Origin of the sequence: Actinomadura sp. NPDC049753, from assembly GCF_040674655.1 — a bacterium.
GTDB lineage: Bacteria > Actinomycetota > Actinomycetes > Streptosporangiales > Streptosporangiaceae > Spirillospora > Spirillospora verrucosospora.
In genome coordinates, this window is record NZ_JBFARL010000002.1 from 61863 (window position 1) to 83359 (window position 21497).

Consider the following 21497-nt stretch of genomic DNA (forward strand, 5'->3'; position numbering starts at 1 on the left):
GCGCGAACACCTACTTCTGGGGGTGGTTCTTCGGGGTCGGGGAACCGAGGAGCGCCAGCATCTGGTCGATCTCGGCCGAGCGGGAGCTGTCGACGCGCCGCGCGAGCCGCCTCGTCCACGCGTCCTCGCCCCTGCCGGTCTCCAGCCGCGCCAGCTGGACGGCGTCGTCCTGGTGGGCGATCAGCAGGTCGAGGAAGGCGCGCTCGAACCGGTCCGGCGGCGTCCTCGCCAGCGCCCTCAGCTCGGCGTCGGTGGTCTCGGGCATTCCGCCGTGCAGGTCGTGCTCGTGGGAGTGCGGGTCCGCCGTCGGCGGCCGGTGCCAGGCCCGCAGCCGTCCCGCCATGTCCCGGATCTCGGCGAGCTGCGTCGTCTCGATCGCCGCGGCCAGGGTCGCGACCTCGGGGCGGACGGGACGCCCGCGGGCCGTCCGGGCCAGCTTCACGCCCTGGCCCTGATGCGGGACCATCATCTGCAGGAACATGACGTCGGTGGAGTTGAACCCGGTCCCGCCGCGCGCCCGCGCGGGGACCGGCGACGGCGGACCGCCGCCGGCCCCGCACTGGACCGCGAGCAGGACGACGCACGCGGCGACAAGCGCCAGCGAGCCGGACGTCGTCAGGCCGCGCCTCATTGTCGCGGGCTCGTCAGACCGGCTGCCAGAGAGCGGCCGTGGCCGGGGGCTCCCAGCCGGCGATCGCCGTGTGCGCCTGGCGGCACGCGTAGGTCGCGCCGCCGTAGGTCACCCGGTCGCCCGCGGCATAGGCCGTCCCCGCCTTCCACGTGCCGCCCGGCGTCCCGGTCGGCGTGGGAGTCGGCGTGGGCGCCGGAGTCTCGGTGGGCGTGGGTGTCGGTGTCGGGGTCGGCGTGGGGGTCGGCGTCGGGGTGTTCGTCCCGCCGAAGTCGACGTCGGAGCAGGTGTAGAACGCCTCCTGGCTGCCCAGCACCCGCTGCCAGATCGAGTACAGGATGTGGCGGCCCGTCCGCGGCGGGATGTTCAGCGTCCAATTGGTGTACTCGGACGGGTTCTGGTGCGTGAAGCTCGCCAGCGGGACGAGGTCGCCCCAGCGCAGCGGCTGCGTCGGATCCCAGCCCTCTCTGGTGATGGAGAACTCGAAGTTGCTGTCCCCATGCGGCGCGGACGCGCGGTAGGTGATCGTCTGCTGGCCCGCTCTCATCGGCTTGGCGGGCCAGTCCGCGCGCTGGAGGTCCAGGCCCCGGTACTTGGCCCGTCCGGCGCTGCACAGCTGCCCGTCCGGGATGATCTCCCTGTGCCGCCCGCCCGCGTCCAGCAGCGACACCTCGTTCCAGTCGTAGAAGGCCTGCGCGCCGCTGGCCGCCACGGCCGCCTTGCAGGCGTCCGAATCGGGGCTCTCGGGGCCCTCCTGGTTGCACACGTACACGCGGCTGGGCGGATCGGACATCGTGCCGTGCGCGCTCGCGGCCGTCGCCGTGCCGAGCACGGCCAGCGCGGACGCGGCCGGCACGGCGGCCGCCGCCACGGCGGCCTTCCTGCGGGTCGATCGCATGGGTTTCCTTCCGGTGGGGGTGGGGTCCGGTGAAGGAGGCGGGGGCGGATCAGGGGGTGGCCGGGCCGGAAGGCCGGTCAGAGAAGGCGGCTCACGGAAGGCCGTTCAGGAAGGGCTCGTGGCTGTTCATGAACTCCCAGCCGTAGTAGCGGTCCCAGTTGATCGACCACGTCATCAGGCCGCGCAGGTCGGGGGACGTCCCGCCGCGGAGCGTGTAGGAACCGCAGTTCTGTCCCTTGACCAGGCAGTTCACGGCCTGCTGCACCTGGGCGGGCGGCGTGTGCCCGTTGCCTGCGCTGACCGCGGCGGGCAGGCCGACCGCGATCTGGTCGGGGCGCAGCCCGGGGAACGTGCGGCCGGTGTTCGCGACCGGGAACCCGGCCTTCACCATGTCGGTCATCGCGATGTGGAAGTCGGCGCCGCCCATGGTGTGGTACTGGCCGTCCAGGCCCATCACCGGTCCGGAGTTATAGTCCTGGACGTGCAGCACGGTCAGGTCGTCCCGCATCGCGTCGATCACCGGCAGGTACGCGCCCGTCCGGTTGTCGCCGCCGCCCGCGCCGCCGTAGAACTGGTGCCCGACCTGCACGAAGAACGTCTCGGGCGCCATCGTCAGGACGAACTTCGCCCCGTACTTCGCCTTCAGCGACTTCAGCGCCGAGATCAGGTTGACGATGACCGGGGTGGTCGGGTTGCGGAAGTCGGTGTCGCCCGCGTTCAGGTAGAGCGAGTGGCCCTCGAAGTCGACGTCGAGGCCGTCCAGCCCGTACCGGTCGATGATGGCCGAGACCGACCGGACGAACGCGTCCCGCGCGGCCGCCGTCGTGAGCTGCACCTGCCCGTTCTGGCCGCCGATCGAGATCAGCACCTTCTTGCCCTGCGCCTGCTTCGCGCGGATCGCGGCGACGAACTCCTCGTCGCTCTCCACGTTCGCGCACTCGCTCGCCGGGCACCGGGTGAACCGGATGTCGCCGGAGGTGGGCGACGTCGGCTCGCCGAACGCGAGGTCGATGATGTCCCACGCGTCCGGGACGTCCGCCATCCGCACGTAGCCGGAGCCGTTGGCGAAGCTCGCGTGAAGGTAGCCGACGAGCGCGTGCCTGGGGAGCCCGGTGTCGGTGCAGCCGCTGGTCCGCGCGCTGACGGGCCCGGCCTTGGCCGACTCGCCGACGTCGTTGTAGGCGGCGACCGTGAAGGTGTGCGAGCTGCACGCCGCCAGGCCCGAGACGGTGGCGGCCGTCCCGGTGACCGTGGCCTTGACCGTGGCGCCCTCGTAGACGCGGTAGCCGGTGACCGTCCCGGACGACGCCCCCCATTGCAGGGCGATCGAGCTGTCGGTGACCGCGCCGGCCTTCGGGGCCTCGGGCGCGCCCGGCACCCCCGGCTGCGGCGCGCCGCCGGGGCCGTCGAGGGCGACGTCGTCGGCGTAGTACGCGCCGTTGCCGTACCAGCCGTGCAGGTAGATCTGCACGGACGTCTGGTCGGCGCCGGTCGTGAACGTCACCGAGAGCTTGGTGAAGTCGGCGGCGGACGGCGTCCACGTGGACGTCCCGCCCGTCACGCCGAGGTAGACGTAGCTGCCGCGCACCCAGGCCGACAGCGTGTACGCGGTGTTCGCCTTCACGCTCACGGTCTGCGCGCACTGGCCGGTGCTCCCGGCCGACACCCCGCCCGCGAGCGCGTGGCCGCCCGTCCGCGCCGGGCTGGTCACGACCGAGCCGCCGTCGCACGTCCAGGGGCTGAGCGAACCGCTCTCGAATCCCGCGTTGGCCAGGATGTTGTCCGCGTGCGCCGGTGCCGTGACCCCGGCCAGCAGCCCGGCGGCCATGGCCGCCACAACCCAGATCCTCTTCATGGCAGGCTCCCTACGGCAGGGTGTCCAGGTGCGGGCCGACGGTCCCGGCGAAGCCGCCGCCGTTGGTCACGTCCCAGTTGACGGACCACGTCATCGCGCCGCGGATGTCGGGGTAGGTGCGCGACGGCTTGAACGTGCCGCAGCCGGTGCCCTTGGCGAGGCAGTCCAGCGCGTTGTTGACGACCGAGGGGGCCACGACGCCGCCGCCCGCCGCGCCCGGCCCGGCCGGGAGCCCGAGCGACACCTGGTCGGGGCGCAGCCCGTTCTCCAGCTGGATGCAGGCCAGCGCGGTCATGAAGTCGACCGTCCCCTGCCCGTACACCTTCTGGTCGCAGCCGAGCATTGCGCCCGAGTTGTAGTACTGCATGTGGACGACGGTGAGGATGTCCTTGATCTTCAGCGCGAGCTGGAAGTACGACGCGCCGGTCGACTGCATGTCGAGCGTCTGCGGCGCCATCGTGATGATCAGGTCCGGGCCGGCCTTGGCGCGCAGCGCCCGCAGCGCCTGCTCCATGGAGGCCGGGTTGAGGCCGTTCTCCAGGTCGATGTCGACGCCGTCGAACCCGTACCGGGTCATCAGCCCGGACACCGAGTCGGCGAAGAGCTGCGCGGACGCGCCGTCCGCGACCCGGATGGCGCCCTTCTCGCCGCCGACCGACAGGATGACCTTCTTGCCCTTGGCGTGCAGGCCGGCGATGTCGGCCTTGAACTGCGCGTCGGTGTAGCCGCCGAGGGCCGTGGAGAGCTCGGGGTCGACGCGGAACGAGACCTCGCCGGACCGGCCGGTCGCCTCGCCGAAGGCCACCGCGACCAGGTCGTACTGGTCCGGGACCTGGGAGAGCCTGAGCTCCTGCGCCGGGTTGACGAAGTCGTGCCAGTAGCCGGTCAGGAAGTGCTTGGGCAGCGGGCCGGTCGCGCACCCGCCGGTCGTCCCGGTGACGGCCGCGCTGGCGGGCGACTCGCCCTTGTCGTCGTAGGCCTTGACCGTGTAGCTGTGCGTCGAGCACTTGGCGAGCCCGCCGACCGTGGCGGAGGTCCCGGTGACCGTCGCCTTCAGGTCCGAGCCCTCGTAGACGTGGTACCCGGTGGGCGTCCCGCTTCCGGGCCGCCAGGCCAGCGTCAGCGAGGTGTCGGTCCGTCCGGTGACGGCGGGCGTGCCGGGGGCGCCGAGCCCGCCCGGGGGGTCGGTCGGCCCGCCCGCGCAGGGCTGCCCGTTGAACGTGCAGTTCTGCGGGCTCCCGGGACCGTTCCCGAGGAAGCCGAACGTGACGGACCCTCCGGGCGGGACGACGGCGTTGTACTCGCGGTTCTGGAACGTGTTCCGCTGGCCGTTCTTCGTCAGCAGCGCGTCCCAGTAGGACCCGACCGACGTCCCGGACGGCAGGTCGAACTCGACCCGCCAGCCGTTGATCGCGGCGTCGGTGCCGTTGGTGAGGGTGAAGCGTCCCTCCCAGCCCGAGCCCCAGTCGGAGGGCTTGGTGAAGGTCGCGGCGGCGGTGCCGGCGGCGTGCGCGCCGGGCGCGAGGGCGAGGACGAGGAGCAGGGCGGCGAGGACGCCGAGGGCAGAGCGGGGGCGCAAGGGCTCACTCCATCGCTTCAGAAGGCTGGCGGATTCCCCCGAACCCCGAGATCGTTCACGCATTAGACAGGAAGGTTTCCTATCTATTTAGGGTCAAGGTAGCCAGCGTCCGGGGCGTCGGCAAGACCCTGGTGCGGGCGCCGTGCGGGCCCCGTGCCGCCGTCCGGGACCACCCCAGCTCGCGCACCGAACCAGCTCCGGCGATCTTGGAAATCGGCAGATCTCGCCGGAACCGGCGGCGATCGACGGCGAACTTCGCCAGGTGACCGGCCCGGCCGCCCGATCTAGGCTCGCGAGGACCCCCTTCCGCGGCCGGGCGCGGGTAAAGAAACGATCTTCCTGAACATGGTTCATTCAATATCTTGACTGATTCCAGAAAATGGGACAGTCTGGGGTCGTGGCCAGCTCCTTGGACTTCCACGCGATGCTGCGTGCGGCCGCCCTGAGCGTGACCCGCCCGCGGCTGGCGGTGCTGAGCGCCGTCCACGCGCACCCGCACGCCGACACCGATTCGGTCATCGGCGCCGTGCGCGAGGAACTCCCGAAGGTCTCCCACCAGGCCGTCTACGACTCGCTGCGCGCGCTGACGGCGGCGGGCCTGCTGCGGCGCATCCAGCCGTCCGGTTCCGTGGCCCGGTACGAGTCACGGATCGGGGACAACCACCACCACGTCGTCTGCCGTTCGTGCGGGGCCATCGCCGACGTCGACTGCGCCGTGGGCGCGGCGCCCTGCCTGACGGCCTCCGACGACCACGGCTACCTGATCGACGAGGCCGAGGTCGTCTACTGGGGCCTCTGCCCCGACTGCTCAACCGCCCACAGTTCCTGATTCACCCACGGTCGCCCTGGAAGGAATCACATGTCCGAGAAGAACGAAGCCGCCGCCGGCGGCGGCTGCCCGGTCGCGCACGAGCGCGCTCCCCACCCGACCCAGGGTGGCGGCAACCGCGGCTGGTGGCCGGAACGGCTCAACCTGAAGCTGCTCGCCAAGAACCCGCCCATGGCCAACCCGCTGGGCGAGGACTTCAACTACGCCGAGGCGTTCGAGAGCCTCGACCTCGCCGCCGTGAAGCAGGACATCGCGCACGTGCTCACGGACTCCCAGGACTGGTGGCCCGCCGACTTCGGCAACTACGGGCCGCTGATCATCCGCATGGCGTGGCACAGCGCGGGGACCTACCGCGTCAGCGACGGCCGCGGCGGCGCCGGCGCGGGCCAGCAGCGCTTCGCGCCCCTCAACAGCTGGCCGGACAACGCGAGCCTCGACAAGGCCCGCCGCGTGCTGTGGCCGGTCAAGAAGAAGTACGGCCGCAAGATCTCGTGGGCCGACCTGATGATCCTGGCCGGCAACGTCGCCCTGGAGACGATGGGCCTGAAGACCTTCGGCTTCGCCGGCGGCCGCCGCGACGCCTGGGAGGCCGAGGAGGACGTCTTCTGGGGCCCCGAGACCGCCTGGCTCGACGACGAGCGCTACAGCGGTGAGCGCGAGCTGGAGAAGCCCCTGGCCGCGGTCCAGATGGGACTCATCTACGTCAACCCGGAGGGCCCGAACGGCAACCCGGACCCGATCGCCGCGGCGCGCGACATCCGCGAGACGTTCGGCCGCATGGCGATGAACGACGAGGAGACCGTCGCGCTGATCGCCGGCGGCCACACCTTCGGCAAGACGCACGGCGCGGCGCCGGCCGACAGCATCGGCGCCGAGCCCGAGGCCGCCCCGCTGGAGGACATGGGCCTCGGCTGGAAGGGCACGCACGGCACCGGCAAGGGCCGCGACTCCTACACCAGCGGCCTCGAGGTCACCTGGACGCCCACCCCCACCAAGTGGGACAACACCTTCTTCGAGGTCCTCTTCGGGTACGAGTGGGAGCTCACCAAGAGCCCCGCCGGGGCGCACCAGTGGCGGCCGAAGGACGGCGCGGGGGCCAACACGGTTCCCGACCCGGAGGACGGCACGCTGAACCGCCAGCCGATGATGCTGACGACCGACCTGTCGCTGCGCTTCGACCCGATCTACGAGCCGATCTCGCGGCGCTTCATGGAGAACCCGGACGAGTTCGCCGACGCGTTCGCCCGCGCCTGGTTCAAGCTGACCCACCGCGACATGGGCCCCGTCAGCCGCTACCTCGGCCCCGAGATCCCGTCCGAGACGCTGATCTGGCAGGACCCGGTCCCGGCGGTGGACCACGAGCTCGTCGACGCCGAGGACGTCGCCGCGCTCAAGCGCCGCCTGCTGGACTCCGGGCTGTCGGTCGCCCAGCTCGTCACCACCGCCTGGGCGTCGGCCGCGTCGTTCCGCGGTACCGACAAGCGCGGCGGCGCCAACGGCGCCCGGATCCGGCTGGAGCCGCAGCGCAGCTGGGAGGTCAACAACCCCGACGAGCTGCGGAACGTGCTGCGCACCCTGGAGCAGGTCCAGGAGACGTTCAACGCCGAGCAGACCGGCAACAAGCGGATCTCCATCGCGGACCTGATCGTCCTCGGCGGGTGCGCCGGGGTCGAGGAGGCCGCCAAGGCCGCCGGGTACGACGTCGAGGTGCCCTTCACGCCGGGGCGCACCGACGCCTCCCAGGAGGAGACCGACGTCGAGTCCTTCGAGGTGATGGAGCCGACGCACGACGGGTTCCGCAACTTCCTCCAGAAGGGCAACATCCTGCCGGGCGAGTTCCTCCTGGTCGACAGGGCGAACCTGCTCACGCTGACCGCGCCGGAGATGACGGTCCTCGTCGGCGGCCTGCGCGTCATCGGTGCGAACTACGACGGCTCGTCCCTCGGCGTCCTCACCGACAACCCCGGCGCGCTGACCAACGACTTCTTCGTGAACCTGCTCGACATGGGCACGGTGTGGAAGGGGACGGGCGAGGACCCGATGACCTCTGAGACCTTCGAGGGGCGCGACGCCTCGGGGGCGCTCAGGTGGACCGGCAGCCGGGCCGACCTCGTGTTCGGCGCGAACTCCGAGCTGCGCGCCGTCTCGGAGGTCTACGCGAGCGACGACGCGGGCGAGAAGTTCGTCCGCGACTTCGTCGCCGCGTGGGACAAGGTGATGAACCTCGACCGGTACGACCTCACCTGATCGGGAACGTCCGGGACGTCCGGGCCGGTCGCTTCGGCGGCCGGCCCGGACGCCGTCACGGGGTGCGGGAGCCGGTCGCGGCCCGGGTCAGCCGGCGTCCGACCGGCAGGCCGGGCACAGGCCCCAGAACGTGACGTCGGCCTCGTCGATGAGGTAGCCGGCGTCGTCCACCGGGTCCAGGCAGGGCGGGTGCCCCACGGCGCAGTCGACGTCCTTGATCGCGCCGCAGTTCCGGCACACCAGGTGGTGGTGGTTGTCGCCGACGCGCCCCTCGAACCGGGCCGGGCTCCCGGCCGGCTCGATCCGGCGGACGAGCCCCGCCGCGGTGAGCGCGTGGAGCGCCTCGTACACCGCCTGCAGGGAGATGTGGCCCACGCGGTCGCGCACGCCCGAGGCGAGCGCCTCGACGCCGAGGTGGTCCCCGGCCCGGACGGTGTCGAGCAGGGCCACGCGGGCGGCCGTCACCCGCAGTCCGGCGCCGCGCAGCTCCTCGGCGGCGGACGGGGTCTGGGACGCGGTCATGGCGCCGAACCCTCCCTCGCAAACGCGAATCGTTTAAGACAACAAATGAGGCAAGTCTAGCCGGGCGGGCCGGATGCGGGCGCGGCCCGCGTCCCCCGGGCCGGGACGCGGGCCGCCGGCGGGACGGTCAGAAACCGGCCGTGATCTTGGTGAACTCCCAGGGCTGCTGGTCGGTGCCGCTGCAGTTCTCGGCGACGCCGCCGCCCGGGCAGGGCCGGTCCCGGTTGACCGACCAGAACGCCAGCCGGGCCAGGCCCTTGGACTTCGCCCAGTCGCGGATCTTCGTCCAGGTGGCGGTCGAGGTGAGCTCCTGCTGGTCGGACAGGCCGTTCATGCCGGAGATCCCCATGTGCGAGTAGGCGGTGGCGTCCGACCACCCGAACGCCGACTTCAGCGCGGTCTTCAGGCCCTCGGACGCGTTGACGGTGCTGCCGTACATGTCCGCGCCGCCGCCGAAGTCGAACGGCATGATCGTGAAGACGTCCACGTTCGCCTGCAGCGCCGCGGCCTGGTCGATGAGCCGCTTGCCCCAGTAGTTCGGCCCGGTGGTGGTCGTGCCGAACGTCAGGATCGTCTGCAGACCCGGGTTGTTCCGCTTGAGGATCTTCAGGGCGCCGAGGACGCGGTCCTGCACGGCGGCGTTCTCGAACTCGTCGCTGTTCTCGATGTCGATGTCGATGGCCTTGAGCCCGTAGGCGTCGATGACCTTCTGGTACGCGCCGGCCAGCGCCTCGGGCGTGGAGCAGTTCGGGCCGAGCTTGTTGCCCGACCAGCCGCCGACGGAGGGAAGCACGTCGCCGCCGGCAGCGCGGATCTGCGAGATCGCCTGCTCGTCCACGCCGCCCTTGAGCGGGCGCTGCCCGTCCCAGCCGGGGTTGCAGCCGCCGCTGGACAGGATGAACGCCATCGTGAACCACTTGATCCCGGTGGCGCTCATGACGGTGGAGGGGCTCGGCGGGTCGCCCCAGCCCATGTACAGGTAGGGCGCGGCGCGGCGGCTCGCGGGCGGCGGCTCCGTGCAGCCCGTCGTGGTGGCCGTCACCGGGCCGCTCGCCGCCGACTCGCCCGCGGTGTTGTACGCCTTCACCGTGTAGGTGTGGTCCGAGCAGGCGGTCAGCCCGCCGACGGTGGCGCCCGTCCCGGTCGCGGTGGCCTTGACGGCCGTGCCCTCATAGACGCGGTAGCCGGTGACCGTGCCGGACGAGGCCTGCCACGACAGCGTCAGCGAGGTGTCGGTCCTGGCGGTCACGGTCGGCGTCCCGGGGGCGGAGGGCGTGCCGGGTGGAGGCGTGTCGCCGCCCGTGCAGGAGGCTCCGTTGACCGTGCAGTTCTGCGGCGCCCCGGTCCCGTTGACGATGAAGCCGAACGTGACGCTGGCGCCGGCGGCGACGCTCCCGTTGTACTCGCGGTTGGTGAACGCGGCGTGCTGCCCGGACTTGGTGAGCAGCGCGTCCCAGTAGGTCCCGACCGACGAGCCGGACGGCAGGTCGAACTCCACCTTCCAGCCGGTGACGGCGGAGGCGGTGTCGTTCTTGATCGTGTACCTGCCCTCGTACCCCGAGCCCCAGTCGGAGGCCTTGGCGAAGGTCGCCGTCACCGAGGCGGCGGCGCCGGCCTGGACGGGGACGAGCAGGGCGAGCAGGAGGGAGCAGAGGGCGGTGAGCAGGAAACCGGGGAGAAGCCTTCTTCTTCGCAATGTCACTCCCGGGTAGGAGACGTGGACGAGCGGGAATCCCCCGAACCCCGAGTCGGTGCGCGCGCGTTCTGATAGGAAACTTTCCTATAAAACTCGAATGCACCGTAACCACCCGCCCGCCGCCCCGCAAGACCCTGGCGCACACCGATTGAGGGCTCCCCAGACGCCCGTCCGACCACCCCTGCTCCCGCACCGAACCAGCCCACCGGAGCCGAGAAGTCCGTCCGGCCGCGCGCCCTCCGCGAATCCGTTGGTGGGCGGCGGAAGGCCGCGAGGACTACCGGTACGAGAAGATCGACACGGCGATCCAGAGTGACAACGCCGCGCCCGAGCCCGTGCGCAAGGGCCGCCCGATCGCCGTGTCCGGCCGCCTGAAGCGGATCAACTGGCCACCGGATACACCGTGTACCCGGGCAAGACGTCTACTTCGTCGACGTGCGCTGACCGGCCCGGAAACGAGGACGCCCCGCCCGTCCGGCGGGGCGTCCTCCGCTTCTCAGAAGCAGCGGTCGGCGGTGACGATCTCGGCGCGCATGTTCGACTCCATCATGCGCAGCGCGGCGTCGCCGAGCTCGGCGTCGATGTGCGCCACCGCGTCCCGGACCACCCGGAGCTGGAAGTGCCGGACGTAGGCGTCCAGCGCGCTGTAGAGGACGCACTGCTCGGTGACCTGGCCGGTGAGGACGACCTGCTCCACCTTCTCGCGGGACAGCAGGTACTCCAGCGCGGTGCCGTAGAAGGCGCTGTGCCTGACCTTGGACATGAACCCGCAGCCAGGTTCCGGGACGACGGGCTCGACCAGGTCGGGCCGCCGCCCCTTCAGCGCGCGGTCGACGAGGTCTCTCCGGTCGGCCGAGAAGTCGCCGTAGTTGTCGTTGACGTAAAGGACGCGCACGTCGCCGCGCCGTCTGGCGTCGTCCAGCAGGCGCCGCAGCGGGTCGACCATCTCCTGCACGCTCTCGATCAACGCGTCCGCGTCCTCGTGCTCGTACGGGTTCAGCATGTCGATGACGATCAGTGCGCTCGTGCTCACGGACGTGCCCTGCCCGGCGAGGGGGAGCGCAATCATGACCGCCGCCCGCGGTGTTCTCCCAGGCCCGTCGCGGAATGGCGGCGCCGGGATGTCACAGACCCGGAGGGAGGGACGTCATGAGGGGAGAAGCATTCCAGGGAAGGAAGAAGAGAATGCGAGTCTTCGTCACGGGAGCGACGGGAGCACTGGGGCGCCACCTCGTCCCCGGGCTGATCGCGGCGGGCCACCAGGTCACCGCCGCCACCAGGTCGCCCGTCAAGGCGGCGGCCCTGCGCGGGACGGGCGCGGAGCCGGTGGTCCTGGACGGCCTGGACCGCGACGCCGTGGTCGCGGCGGTGCGGGCCGCGGCGCCGGACGTGATCGTCCACCAGATGACGGCGCTCGCGGACATGCGGAGCCTGCGCAGGGTCGACCGGGAGTTCGCCGCGACCAACGAGCTCCGGACGCGGGGCACCGACAACCTGCTGGAGGCCGCGGAGGCCGCGGGCGTCCGCCGGATCGTCGCGCAGGGCCACAACTTCCTCTACGCGCGTTCCGGCGGCCCGGTGAAGACCGAGGACGACCCGGTCGAGACGCGGCCGGTCCCGTCCGCCGAGCGGACGGTGGCGGCGATCAGGTACGTGGACGAGACCGTGCGGCTCAAGGCGCCGGAGGGGATCGTGCTGCGCTACGGCACCTTCTACGGGCCGGGTGCTTCGGACTCCATGGTGGAGCTCGTGCGGAAGCGGCAGATGCCGGTGGTCGGAGGCGGGGCCGGGGTCTGGTCGTTCATCGACTGCGCCGACGCCGCGTCCGCGACGCTCGCGGCGATCGAACGCGGCGAGCCGGGCGCGTACAACGTCGCCGACGACGATCCGGCGCCGGTCGCGGAGTGGCTGCCCCACCTCGCCGAGGTGGCGGGCGCGAAGCCGCCGCTGCGGGTGCCCGAGTGGCTCGGGCGGCTGCTCGCCGGAGAGTTCGTCGTGGCCCAGATGACCAGCGCGCGGGGCGTCTCGAACGAGAAGGCGAAGAAGGAGCTCGGCTGGGAGCCGCGGTACGCGAGCTGGCGGGAGGGGTTCCGCGCCGCGGCCGGCGCGTAGCGGCGGGACCGGCGTCAGCCGCGGATGTAGCCGACGACGAGGCCGGCGAGCTCGTCGACCATCCGCTCGTGCGGGATCGGCGGCCGGTCCAGGACGTACTTGATGGACAGCAGGCCGACGGTCTCGGTGATGATCCACAGCGTGGCGTCGATGTCGAGGTCGTCGCGGAACTGCGCGCGGTTGAGCAGGAGGTAGACGCGCACCAGGTCGGTCAGCCGCCGCTGGAGCGCCGCGAGCTTGTCGAACGGCCCGAGCCGCGGCACCTGCTCGACCACGATGCGCAGGAGGTCGGCGTTCTCCTCGAACAGCCGGATCTGGACGTCCAGCAGGGCGCGGCCGGCCTCCTGCCACGGCAGGCGCATCGTGGCCTCGATCTCCTCGCCGAGCCGGTCGGCGAGGCGGTCGGCGAAGCGGTCCAGCACCGCGATGACGATCGCGTCCTTGTTGGGGAAGTACTGGTACAGCGATCCGTTGCCGACGCCCGCGGCCCTGGCGATCCGGTTGGTGGAGGCGCCGTCGTACCCGCGCTCGGACAGAACGCGAGTGGCGGCCTCCAGGATCCGCTCGACGGTGCGGCGCGAGCGGTCCTGGGAGGGGGTTCTGCGCGGCGAAAGCCCAGGTGAGCGCGCCACCGGCGGTTTCCTCCGAAACGCGACTTGTAAGCGACTCCTTATTCGCGTTTAGCTTACAGGAGTCGTTTCGTCAGGAGGTCGCGCCGATGACGGTGACCGAGGGGACGCCCGCGAGCCCACCGGCCGGGCGGGAGCGCCGCGGCGAACCGGTGCCGTTCGGGCCCGGCTCGCTGCTGTGGGAGCAGATGGGGCTCTACACGTCGGCGGTCGCGGGCAACGGCGTGTTCGTCCTCCAGGTGATGCACCCGGCGATCGGCACCGTGGTCGACCGGCTGTCGAGCTTCCGCACCGACCCCCTCGGCCGCGCCGCGCGCAGCTTCGCCTCGGTGCAGACCTGGGTCTACGGCGGGCGCACCGCCATCGAGGAGGGCCGGCGGCTGCGCGAGATGCACAGGCCGCTCAGCGCCGTCGACGAGGAGGGACGGCGCCACCACGCGCTGTCGGCCGAACCGTGGGCGTGGGTCCACCTCACCGGTTTCTACGCCGCCGTCACCGCGGCGAAGTACTTCGCGCCCGCCCCGCTGACGCCGGAAGAGCAGCAGCAGATCTTCGACGAGTTCCTCCAGCTCGGGAGGATCCTTCAGGTCCCCGAGAGGATGCTGCCCGGAAGCATCCCGGACTACTGGGCCTATTTCGACGACATGGTGGCCAACACCCTCGTTCCCCACAAGGTGGCGCACGAGGTGCTCGCGCAGATGGGGCGCGTGCCGCCGGGCGTGCCGGGGCCGCTGCGCCCGGCCGTGGCCCCCCTGAGCACGGCCGCCGGACGGCTCGGACGGCTGATCACGGTCGGCACCCTTCCGGCGGAGGCGCGCGAGAAGCTCGGCCTGCGGTGGACCGCGGCGGACGAGCGCCGGCTGCGCCTGGCCGGGCAGGTCATCGGGCGCGGCGCGCCGCTGCTGCCCGAACGCGTCCGCTACATGCCCATCGCCTACCGCGCCCGGCAGGCGGCCCGCGCCCAGGAGCGGCTGGAGCGCGCCCTGGCGCACCGGCCCATGTGAACCCCCCGCAGGAGGTCGATCACCATGCCCGCCGAAGACCCGCTGGCGGCGATGGCCGCCGCCGCCCCCTCGAAGATCGCGGTCGTCGAGGACGAGCGGCGCCTGACCTACCCGGAGTTCAACACCCTGGTGAACCGGTACGCCAACCTGCTGGTCGAGCACGGCGTCCGGGCCGGGACCAAGGTCGTGTGGTGCGGCCGCAACAGCACCGAGGTCGTCGCGCTGATCTCGGCCCTGCGCAAGTGCGGGGCCGTCGGCGTCCCGCTCAACTACCGCCTCACGCCGGAGGAGACGACCTACGTCGTCGAGAACGCCGACGCCGCGCTGGTGGTGTTCGACGCCGAGCAGGCCCCCCAGCTCGAAGCGGCCCGCGGCCGGGCGGCCGGCGTCCGCGCCTGGCTCGCCTGGGGCTCCGCGCCGCCGGACTGGGCGTCCTCGCTCGACGCCCTGGCCGACCGGAGCCCGGGCGCCGAGCCCGTCGCCCGCGGCGCCGACCCGGCGGCGGGCACCTCGATGTTCTACACCTCCGGGACGACCGGCAAGCCGAAGGGCGTCGTGCGGGGCGAGCCCGACCCGGCCCTGGTCCTCGGGCTGGTCGGCGAGATCGGCTTCGAGCCCGGCGACGTCTACCTCACGACCGGCCCGCTCTACCACTCGGGCCCGATGAGCTTCATGCTGATCGTGCAGCTCATGGGCGGGACCGTGGTCGTGATGCGCGACTTCGACCCCGAACGCTGGCTGGACCTGGTCGAGCGGCACCGGGTGACCACCACGTTCTCCGCGCCGACCCCGATCCGCCGCGTGGTGGACCTGCCGGAGGAGACGATCCGCCGCAGGGACCTCTCCTCGCTGCGGCGCGTCATCGCCAACGCCGCCCCGTGGCCGTTCGAGCTCAAGCGCCGGTACGTCGACCGGATCGGCGACGGCTCCCTGTTCGAGGTGTACGGCTCCACCGAGCTCGGCGTCGACACTGTCCTGCGCCCCGAGGACCAGATGCGCAAGCCCGGAAGCTGCGGCCGCGCCGCGCCCGGCGTGGAGATCGCGCTCTTCGGCGAGGACGGCCGGCCGATCGAGGAGCCGCACGTGCCAGGCGACCTCTACGTGCGCGGCGCCGGCACCTTCAACGCCTACTACAAGGCGGAGGGCAAGTTCCGGGACGCCGGCCGGGGCGACTGGCTGACCGTCGGCGACATCGCCTACCGCGACGAGGAGGGCTTCTACTACATCTGCGACCGCCGCACCGACATGATCATCTCGGGCGGGATGAACATCTACCCGGCCGAGATCGAGGCCGTCCTCACCGCCCACCCGGCGGTGGCCGACGCGGCCGTGTTCGGCGTCCCGTCCGACGAGTGGGGCGAGTCCGTACACGCCGCCATCGTCCCGGCGCCGGACGCCGCCGCGACGGACGACGAACTCCGCGACTTCTGCCGGGAGCACCTGGCCGCCTACAAGACCCCCAGAGGCTTCGACCGGCTCGCGGAAATTCCGCGCAACCCCTCAGGCAAAACCCTGAAACGCCAACTCCGCGCCCCCTACTGGGAATCCCGCCCCTCCAACCTCACCTGACCCGGCCGCGGCGCGGCGCGGCGGCCGCCGGCTCTCGTCCGGTCAGGGACGGGCGCGTTCGGTGCGGCGGTGGTCTGCCTTTCCTTCGGGTTCCGGAGGGCGGGCCCAGGGGGAGCGCTGGGCGGGGTGGCGGTGGTGGGTTCTGGCCCGCCTCGGGGGGCGTTGTGTCAGGTACTCCGTGGTGTCCTCGGCGTCCCGGGGCAGGCGCGGCGCGGTGCCTCGGTCGGCGAGGCGCGCCGAGGTGATCGTGAGTTCGTAGTGGGCCCACACCATGGCGGCGTTCTCCAGGCGGCCGGGCGTGGCGTGAACCAGGTAGACGTCGGACAGGGCCGTGACGATCAACAGGACGGGCGTGCCGCGGTCCAGGTCGGCCGCGGTGGGGTCGGACGGCCAGACCGCGACGCGCAGGCGCCGGTCGTCGAGGACGCGGAGATCCCCCCAGTCCGGCACGCAGACCCGGGGCCGCCCGTCGGGGGCGCAAGTGATCATGATGACGGGATGCTGGCGGGAGGGGGCGCTGCTGATCGCTTGGACGGCGGCTGGGAGCACGTCGGGGGAGAACGCCATCGGCATGTCCGCCTTACGTCGAAGGTCCGACCGGCCCGGCGGGCGACCCGGGCCGGTCCCTGCGCGTCTCGCTCGCTCGATCATATGTTCGATTTCAGAGCCGGGCGAGCGAAATTTCGACGAGCGAGGGCGCCTGCATCATTCCCAGTCATGGGGGGCCGCCATGCGCCGACCTGTCGCGCAGGAGACATGGTTGGCCCGTTGAGGATGCGTCGAGACCGGCGGTCCGCATCCGGGCGGACGCGCACGGTGAGCCGCCGCGTCCTGTACGTCCGCACCCCGGCCGGGGACGCCCTCGCCGGCGCTCAGCGCAGCGAGGCGAGCGCGTCCAGGCGCGGCGGCCGCGCGCCCGCGGTGGAGCAGGTCGAACAGGCGGTCCCACCTGGCGAGGACGGCGTCCGGGCGGAACCGCGACACCGACGCGCGGGCGCCGGCCCCGAGAGCGCGGCGCAGCTCCGGTTCCTCGATGAGCCGGCCGAGCCCGGCGGCGAACGCGGTGACGTCGCCCGGCGGGGCCAGCAGGCCGTCCCGGCCGTCCTCGACCAGCGCCCGGACGCCCGGCGCGCAGTCGAACGCCACCGTGGGCAGCCCGTACGCCATGGCCTCCAGCATCGACATCGGGAAGCCCTCGGCCCGCGAGGGCAGCGCGAACACCGACGCCTCGACGAGCGCCTCCTCGACGTCGGAGACCACGCCCCGGAACTCGACGGAGCCGGACAGCCCGGCGGCGTCCGCCCGCGCCCGCAGGTCCTCCTCGTCCGGGCCGCCGCCGTAGACGTGCAGCCGCCAGCCCGGATGGCGTCCGGCGACGCGCTCCCACGCCTCCAGGAGCAGGTCCACGCCCTTCTCGTAGGCCAGGCGGCCGACGGAGGCGACGACCGGCAGCTCGAGCGTGGGATGCACGCCGGGCGTGACGTGCAGCGCGTTCGGGATGTGGTCCACGTTGGTCATGCCGTCCCTTGCCCAGGCGTCGGCGTCCTCGGCGGTGAGCACCAGCATCCGGTCCGCGCGGGCGTAGAGCTCCTTGACCCGCCGGTACCGCGACGACGCGCGGGTCGCCTGGTAGGACTCGTGGCTCATGCCCACGACGCGCAGCCCGGAGGTGTCGGCGAGCCGCACCCACTCCATCGCCCACACCTGCGCCACGATGACGACCGCCCCCGGCCGCGCGGCGGCGAACAGCTCCGACAGGCGCGCCGCGCCGCGCCGCTGGGCGGCCGTCCGCCACAGGTCGCGGGCCCGCGCCGCGGGGTCGAGCCGCTGCAGCGCCTTCCGCGGGCGCCAGGCCAGGGCGGGCGGGCCCCACTCCCCGTGCAGCACCTCGACGGCGTAGGAGCCGTCGCGGCCGTGGTGGTACGGCTCCGGCCCCCGCGTGATCCCGACGAGGGTGACGCGGTCGCCGCGCCCGGCCAGCAGCCGCGCCAGGTGGTGCGCCCACCGCTGGAGGCCGCCCATCTCGTCGGCGTTGTTGCACACGATGAAGACGTCACGCGGCACGGCCATGGCGTTTCCCCCTCCTGCTCGGCGCTGCCGGGAAGTAGCGGTCCACCACCGTCCGCGCGGCGGTGCCGCGTTCGTGCTCGCCGAAGCGCGCGGCGAACGCGCGGCGCCGCCCGGCGTGCTCGGCCCCGGCCGCGTCCAGGCCGGCGAGCGCGGCGACGAGCTCGTCCTCGGTCCGGGTGATCGGCCCGGGGGCGTGCCGCTCCAGGTCGAAGTAGCCGGTGGCGAGGTCCCTGCCGTCCGGGAGGTGCAGCACGATCGGCCGGTCGAGCAGGGCGAAGTCGAACATGATCGAGGAGTGGTCGGTGACGAGGGCGTCCGCCAGCATCAGGAGCGGCGTCACGTCGGGCACCGCGCCGACGTCCCGCATGACGGCGCGGGCGCCCGGCGGCACGTTCGCCCGGCACAGGTAGTGGGGCCGCACGAGCAGGACGCACTCCTCCCCCAGTTCTCGCGCGAACACCGCCGGATCCACAGGCGGGTCCTGGAGCCGGACGGGACGCCCCTTCGGCCCGGTGACGTACGTGGGCGCGTACAGGACGGCGCGGCGCCCGTCGTCCAGGCCGAGCGAGTCACGCAGGGCCGCGACCTCGGCGGCCAGCTCCGGGTCGCCGTCCACCCCGTTGACCAGGGGGTCGTTGCGGGGATAGCCCACCGGGAGCAGCTCGGCGCACACGCCGAGGCCGCTGCAGAGCGTCTCGGTGTCGTGCCCGGAACGCACCAGGAAGCAGTCGAAGCGCTCCACCATCCGCCGCAGCCGCGCCTGGTCGCCCGCGGGGCCCGACTTCAGCCGCGGCTGGTCCAGCCCCATCAGCTTGAACGCCGACCCGTGCCAGGTCTGGATGTAGGTGGTCTCGGGACGCTTGCGCAGCCGGTCCGGGAAGCCCTGGTTGTCGATCCAGAACTGGGCCCGCGCGAGCGCCAGGAAGTACGCCCACGATCCGCGCTTGACGAGCCGGGCGTCGTCCGGGAACCCCTTGGGGGACGAGGCGTACGACCACACCGCCGTCACCGGGCGGCCCGACCTGCGCAGTTCCCGGTAGATGTACTTCGGGTTGTCGGAGTAGTGGCGGCCGAGCTGGCTCTCGAAGACCGCCAGGCCGGCCCGGACGGGCAGCCGGCTCAGCACCCGGTTGAACACGATGATCTTGGTGTTCCGGCCGGTCAGGGTCCGGCGCACCGCCCGGTCCAGCCCCCGGGCCCGGTGGCGGGCCAGGCGTGCCGGGCGCGACAGGGCGGCGCGGCGCGCGGCGGCGCGGGTGAGCCGCGCCCACGGGCTCCCCGTCTCCAGGGCGAACGCCAGATGCCCGCCCTCGGTGACGTACGAGCGGAGCCGGTCCCCCGCGAACCGCGTCAGCCGCGGCCGGACGGGCAGCGAGACGCCGCCGAGCGACGGCGACCCGCGCCCCTCGCCGAGCCGGGTGACCACCTCCTCGCCGTCCACCCGGATGCGCAGCCGCACGTCCCAGACGGGGTCGATGAACCCGAAGGGACGGATCCTGCGGACGGGGTCGAACTCGGCGCGCCAGGTGAGCCGGTCGCCCTCGTGCCGGACGGACGCGCGGACCCGCCCCTTCCGCGAGCGGCCGCGCCGGTCGCGGAACTCCAGCGTCCCGGCCAGCTCCGCTCCCCGAGGGATCCGCCCCAGCGGGTTCAGCACGTAGCCGGCCATGAGCACGCGGCCGCCGCGCGTCTCCAGCCGCGTCACGGTGTTCGCCGGGCGCAGCTCCCGGAGGGGCCGCACATGGAAGCCGAAGGACGTGACGTCCCGGACGCGGCGGCCGAGCGTGCCGCGCGGGCGCCCGGCGCCCCAGTAGACGCGCCCGTCCCGCTCCACCAGGCGGGCGCGCAGCTCGGGACGCTTCACGGGGTCGTACTCGGCGGCGGCGAGCGCGCCCGCGTGGTCGCCCTCGCGGATCAGGTGCGCGGCGATCGCGGGCAGCGGGTTGGCCTGCTCGAAGACCCGCGGGTCCAGCTCGGCCAGGTAGGCGGCGGCCAGGTCGAGGAAGCGCGCCTGGTGGGCGGGGTCGCGGTCGCGCAGGTCGCGCAGGTACAGCACCAGGTCGTGGTTGACGAACTTGACGTCCTTGGCCCGCTGCAGGTCGTAGGCGCCGCGCAGCGCGAAGAGCATGTCGATGCGGCGGTGGATCTCCAGCCGGTCGGCGAAGTTGGCCAGGTCGGCGCGCCGGTTGGAGATCGACGGCGCCCGCGTCCGCTCCTTGACCAGCCAGTTGTAGACGCGGTGCGGGATCAGGGCGGTCCGCCCCGCCTCCAGGTAGGCCTCGGCGGTGAACAGCAGGTCCTCGTAGTGCAGCCGCTCGACGAACCGCAGGCCGTGCTCCTCCAGGAAGCCGCGCCGGTAGGCCTTGTTGGTCGAGAGCGTGTCGTAGAGGAGATCGGGGTTCTCGCTGAGCGACCCGTAGACGGCGCTGTGCCGGTAGAGCCACGGGTACCAGGGGCGGATCCGCCCCTTGGCCCCCTCGGGCAGGTCGAGGAAGATTCGGTCGCAGAGCCCCGAGACCATGTCGGCGCCGGTGTCCTCGGCGGCGGCGAGGAGGTTGAGGCAGGCGTGCCGGTCCAGCAGGTCGTCGCTGTCGAGGAACATCACGTAGCGGCCGGTGGACTCCTCGATCCCGGTGTTGCGGGGGCGGCCGCAGCCGCCGGAGTTGGTCGGCAGGTGGACGGTCCGGACCCGCCCCGGATGGGCGGCGGCGAGCCGGTCGGCGGCCTCGCCCGTCCCGTCGGTGCTCGCGTCGTCGACGATCAACGTCTCGACGCCGCCCAGCGACTGCGCCAGCGTCGAGGCCACCGCCCGCGGAAGCCTCCGCGCGTCGTTGTAGGCGATCACCACCACGCTGACATCCGGGCGCACCGCCATGGGCATCCCCCTCCGCAGACTCCGGCGTGCTGGATTCCTTTCCAGGAACTCCGCACTGAGGTCCAAGAGGGATCAAAGGCTGTCAACGCTTAGCATTACCCGCCGTCACCGGAGGCTCTGGGCACAACACCCGGAACGCCAGAAGGCGCCCGGCCTGGAGGCCGGGCGCCTTCGCGAAGCGTGCGCCTTCTCGGGCCGCGTCGGATCAGCGTGCGTAGTCGGGGTAGCCGTAGCCGACGACCTGCGACTTCTCGCGGACCTTCTTCTGCACCGCGTTGTCGGTGTTGCCCTCGATGGTGGTGATGCTGCCGTCGCCGTTGTCCTTGACGACGATGCCGACGTGGTCGATGTCACCGATGCTGGCCTTGGACCCGTCCTGCCAGTCGAAGAACACCACGGCGCCCGGCTTGGCCTTGTGGCCCCAGCGGTCGGTCTGCTTGAACCAGCTGGCGTGCTGGACGGTGTAGGCGTCCCAGCCCATGTTCTTGACGCCGGTCTGGGCGCCGAGCCAGGAGACGAACATGTTGCACCACTGGGCGCCGTTGTACTCCTTGACCGAGAAGCCGCCGTCGCGCTTGGCGGTGGCCTTCGCCTGCGGAGTCGAGACGTACCACTTGTGGTACTTGGTCTGGCCGCCCTTGCCCTCGTGGACGCCGACCTGCTTCTCGGCCAGCTTGATCACTTCGGCGGGCTTGACCGCGTGCGGGGGGACCTTGAAGCCCTCGCGCCGCGCCTCGGCGACGGCCTTGTCGGCCTTCACCGTCTTGGCCTGGGAGGACTGGTGAGCGGCGGTGCCCTGCTGGGCGACCACCGCCGCCTGGGAGGAGGTGTCGGCGACCGCGCGGCCGCCGGCGAGGGGGTTGATAACCGAGAGCCCGACCGCGCCCGCCAGGACCGCGCCGACGGCGACGCCGACGGCCTTGTCCTCGGGGGTGAGGCGGTTGAGCGAAAGTCGATCAAAAAGACCGGACATGCAGGGAATCT

Annotated in this window: 17 protein-coding genes; 5 read left to right on the forward strand and 12 right to left on the reverse strand. The window is 72.4% G+C overall.

The window, feature by feature from the left end; translation table 11 throughout:
• Positions 1–10: 10 nt before the first annotated feature.
• The 4 genes from AB0K37_RS01015 to AB0K37_RS01030 form a co-directional block, all read right to left on the reverse strand.
• Complete coding sequence (locus tag AB0K37_RS01015) at positions 11–631, reverse strand: DUF305 domain-containing protein (RefSeq protein ID WP_363972813.1); 621 nt, start codon at positions 629–631, stop codon at positions 11–13.
• A gap of 13 nt (positions 632–644) precedes the next feature.
• Positions 645–1526, reverse strand: coding sequence for a lytic polysaccharide monooxygenase (locus AB0K37_RS01020; protein ID WP_363972816.1), 882 nt, complete (start codon positions 1524–1526; stop codon positions 645–647).
• Positions 1527–1617: 91 nt separating this feature from the next.
• Entirely contained in the window at positions 1618–3381 is a 1764-nt protein-coding gene (locus tag AB0K37_RS01025) for a glycoside hydrolase family 18 protein (RefSeq protein ID WP_363972819.1), read from the reverse strand.
• Positions 3382–3391: 10 nt separating this feature from the next.
• Positions 3392–4960: a cellulose binding domain-containing protein gene (locus tag AB0K37_RS01030; RefSeq protein WP_363972822.1), complete on the reverse strand. Its 1569-nt coding sequence runs from the start codon at positions 4958–4960 to the stop codon at positions 3392–3394.
• A 397-nt stretch (positions 4961–5357) separates the two neighbouring features.
• Between AB0K37_RS01030 and AB0K37_RS01035 the strand changes: the two genes are divergently transcribed.
• The gene (locus AB0K37_RS01035) at positions 5358–5789 is read left to right on the forward strand and encodes a Fur family transcriptional regulator (RefSeq protein ID WP_363972825.1); all 432 of its coding nucleotides are present in this window, start codon (positions 5358–5360) and stop codon (positions 5787–5789) included.
• A gap of 30 nt (positions 5790–5819) precedes the next feature.
• Positions 5820–8036 (forward strand): catalase/peroxidase HPI, encoded by a 2217-nt coding sequence (gene katG, locus AB0K37_RS01040; RefSeq protein ID WP_363972828.1) that lies wholly within the window; start codon positions 5820–5822, stop codon positions 8034–8036.
• An 87-nt stretch (positions 8037–8123) separates the two neighbouring features.
• Here katG and AB0K37_RS01045 read toward each other — a convergent pair whose 3' ends face one another.
• The 3 genes from AB0K37_RS01045 to AB0K37_RS01055 form a co-directional block, all read right to left on the reverse strand.
• Complete coding sequence (locus AB0K37_RS01045) at positions 8124–8558, reverse strand: Fur family transcriptional regulator (RefSeq protein WP_363972831.1); 435 nt, start codon at positions 8556–8558, stop codon at positions 8124–8126.
• A 127-nt stretch (positions 8559–8685) separates the two neighbouring features.
• Positions 8686–10254, reverse strand: coding sequence for a cellulose binding domain-containing protein (locus AB0K37_RS01050; RefSeq protein ID WP_363972834.1), 1569 nt, complete (start codon positions 10252–10254; stop codon positions 8686–8688).
• A 496-nt stretch (positions 10255–10750) separates the two neighbouring features.
• Positions 10751–11323, reverse strand: coding sequence for an isochorismatase family cysteine hydrolase (locus tag AB0K37_RS01055; RefSeq protein WP_363972837.1), 573 nt, complete (start codon positions 11321–11323; stop codon positions 10751–10753).
• A 116-nt stretch (positions 11324–11439) separates the two neighbouring features.
• Between AB0K37_RS01055 and AB0K37_RS01060 the strand changes: the two genes are divergently transcribed.
• Complete coding sequence (locus AB0K37_RS01060; protein WP_363972840.1) at positions 11440–12366, forward strand: NAD(P)-dependent oxidoreductase; 927 nt, start codon at positions 11440–11442, stop codon at positions 12364–12366.
• A gap of 14 nt (positions 12367–12380) precedes the next feature.
• Here the strand turns inward: AB0K37_RS01060 and AB0K37_RS01065 are convergent, their stop codons facing one another.
• Positions 12381–12998, reverse strand: a complete 618-nt coding sequence (locus AB0K37_RS01065; protein WP_363972843.1) for a TetR/AcrR family transcriptional regulator — start codon at positions 12996–12998, stop codon at positions 12381–12383.
• An 86-nt stretch (positions 12999–13084) separates the two neighbouring features.
• Between AB0K37_RS01065 and AB0K37_RS01070 the strand changes: the two genes are divergently transcribed.
• Together AB0K37_RS01070 and AB0K37_RS01075 are read left to right on the forward strand one after the other, a co-directional pair.
• Positions 13085–13999, forward strand: coding sequence for an oxygenase MpaB family protein (locus AB0K37_RS01070; protein ID WP_363972846.1), 915 nt, complete (start codon positions 13085–13087; stop codon positions 13997–13999).
• Positions 14000–14023: 24 nt separating this feature from the next.
• Positions 14024–15568, forward strand: coding sequence for an AMP-binding protein (locus AB0K37_RS01075; protein ID WP_363972849.1), 1545 nt, complete (start codon positions 14024–14026; stop codon positions 15566–15568).
• Positions 15569–15610: 42 nt separating this feature from the next.
• Here the strand turns inward: AB0K37_RS01075 and AB0K37_RS01080 are convergent, their stop codons facing one another.
• The 4 genes from AB0K37_RS01080 to AB0K37_RS01095 all read right to left on the reverse strand — a co-directional run bounded on the left by AB0K37_RS01080 (position 15611) and on the right by AB0K37_RS01095 (position 21486).
• Positions 15611–16135 carry a hypothetical protein gene (locus tag AB0K37_RS01080; RefSeq protein WP_363972852.1) on the reverse strand — a complete coding sequence of 175 codons (525 nt, stop codon included), beginning with the start codon at positions 16133–16135 and terminating at the stop codon, positions 15611–15613.
• Positions 16136–16273: 138 nt separating this feature from the next.
• Complete coding sequence (locus AB0K37_RS01085) at positions 16274–17638, reverse strand: glycosyltransferase (protein ID WP_363972855.1); 1365 nt, start codon at positions 17636–17638, stop codon at positions 16274–16276.
• Positions 17622–20513 carry a CDP-glycerol glycerophosphotransferase family protein gene (locus tag AB0K37_RS01090; protein WP_363972857.1) on the reverse strand — a complete coding sequence of 964 codons (2892 nt, stop codon included), beginning with the start codon at positions 20511–20513 and terminating at the stop codon, positions 17622–17624. Before AB0K37_RS01090 ends, AB0K37_RS01085 begins: the two co-directional genes overlap by 17 nt.
• 205 nt (positions 20514–20718) lie before the next feature.
• A complete protein-coding gene (locus tag AB0K37_RS01095) occupies positions 20719–21486 on the reverse strand; it encodes a CHAP domain-containing protein (protein WP_363972860.1) in 768 nt (255 codons plus the stop codon).
• Between the last annotated feature and the right edge of the window lie 11 nt (positions 21487–21497).

What these genes read in the sequence shown, in the direction of transcription:
- AB0K37_RS01015 (WP_363972813.1), bottom strand. Translation starts at nt 631, where the DNA reads ATGAGGCGCGGCCTGACGACGTCCGGCTCGCTGGCGCTTGTCGCCGCG.
- AB0K37_RS01020 (WP_363972816.1), bottom strand. Translation starts at nt 1,526, where the DNA reads ATGCGATCGACCCGCAGGAAGGCCGCCGTGGCGGCGGCCGCCGTGCCG.
- AB0K37_RS01025 (WP_363972819.1), bottom strand. Translation starts at nt 3,381, where the DNA reads ATGAAGAGGATCTGGGTTGTGGCGGCCATGGCCGCCGGGCTGCTGGCC.
- katG (WP_363972828.1), top strand. Translation starts at nt 5,820, where the DNA reads ATGTCCGAGAAGAACGAAGCCGCCGCCGGCGGCGGCTGCCCGGTCGCG.
- AB0K37_RS01045 (WP_363972831.1), bottom strand. Translation starts at nt 8,558, where the DNA reads ATGACCGCGTCCCAGACCCCGTCCGCCGCCGAGGAGCTGCGCGGCGCC.
- AB0K37_RS01055 (WP_363972837.1), bottom strand. Translation starts at nt 11,323, where the DNA reads ATGATTGCGCTCCCCCTCGCCGGGCAGGGCACGTCCGTGAGCACGAGC.
- AB0K37_RS01060 (WP_363972840.1), top strand. Translation starts at nt 11,440, where the DNA reads ATGCGAGTCTTCGTCACGGGAGCGACGGGAGCACTGGGGCGCCACCTC.
- AB0K37_RS01070 (WP_363972846.1), top strand. Translation starts at nt 13,085, where the DNA reads ATGACGGTGACCGAGGGGACGCCCGCGAGCCCACCGGCCGGGCGGGAG.
- AB0K37_RS01075 (WP_363972849.1), top strand. Translation starts at nt 14,024, where the DNA reads ATGCCCGCCGAAGACCCGCTGGCGGCGATGGCCGCCGCCGCCCCCTCG.
- AB0K37_RS01080 (WP_363972852.1), bottom strand. Translation starts at nt 16,135, where the DNA reads ATGGCGTTCTCCCCCGACGTGCTCCCAGCCGCCGTCCAAGCGATCAGC.
- AB0K37_RS01085 (WP_363972855.1), bottom strand. Translation starts at nt 17,638, where the DNA reads ATGGCCGTGCCGCGTGACGTCTTCATCGTGTGCAACAACGCCGACGAG.
- AB0K37_RS01090 (WP_363972857.1), bottom strand. Translation starts at nt 20,513, where the DNA reads ATGGCGGTGCGCCCGGATGTCAGCGTGGTGGTGATCGCCTACAACGAC.
- AB0K37_RS01095 (WP_363972860.1), bottom strand. Translation starts at nt 21,486, where the DNA reads ATGTCCGGTCTTTTTGATCGACTTTCGCTCAACCGCCTCACCCCCGAG.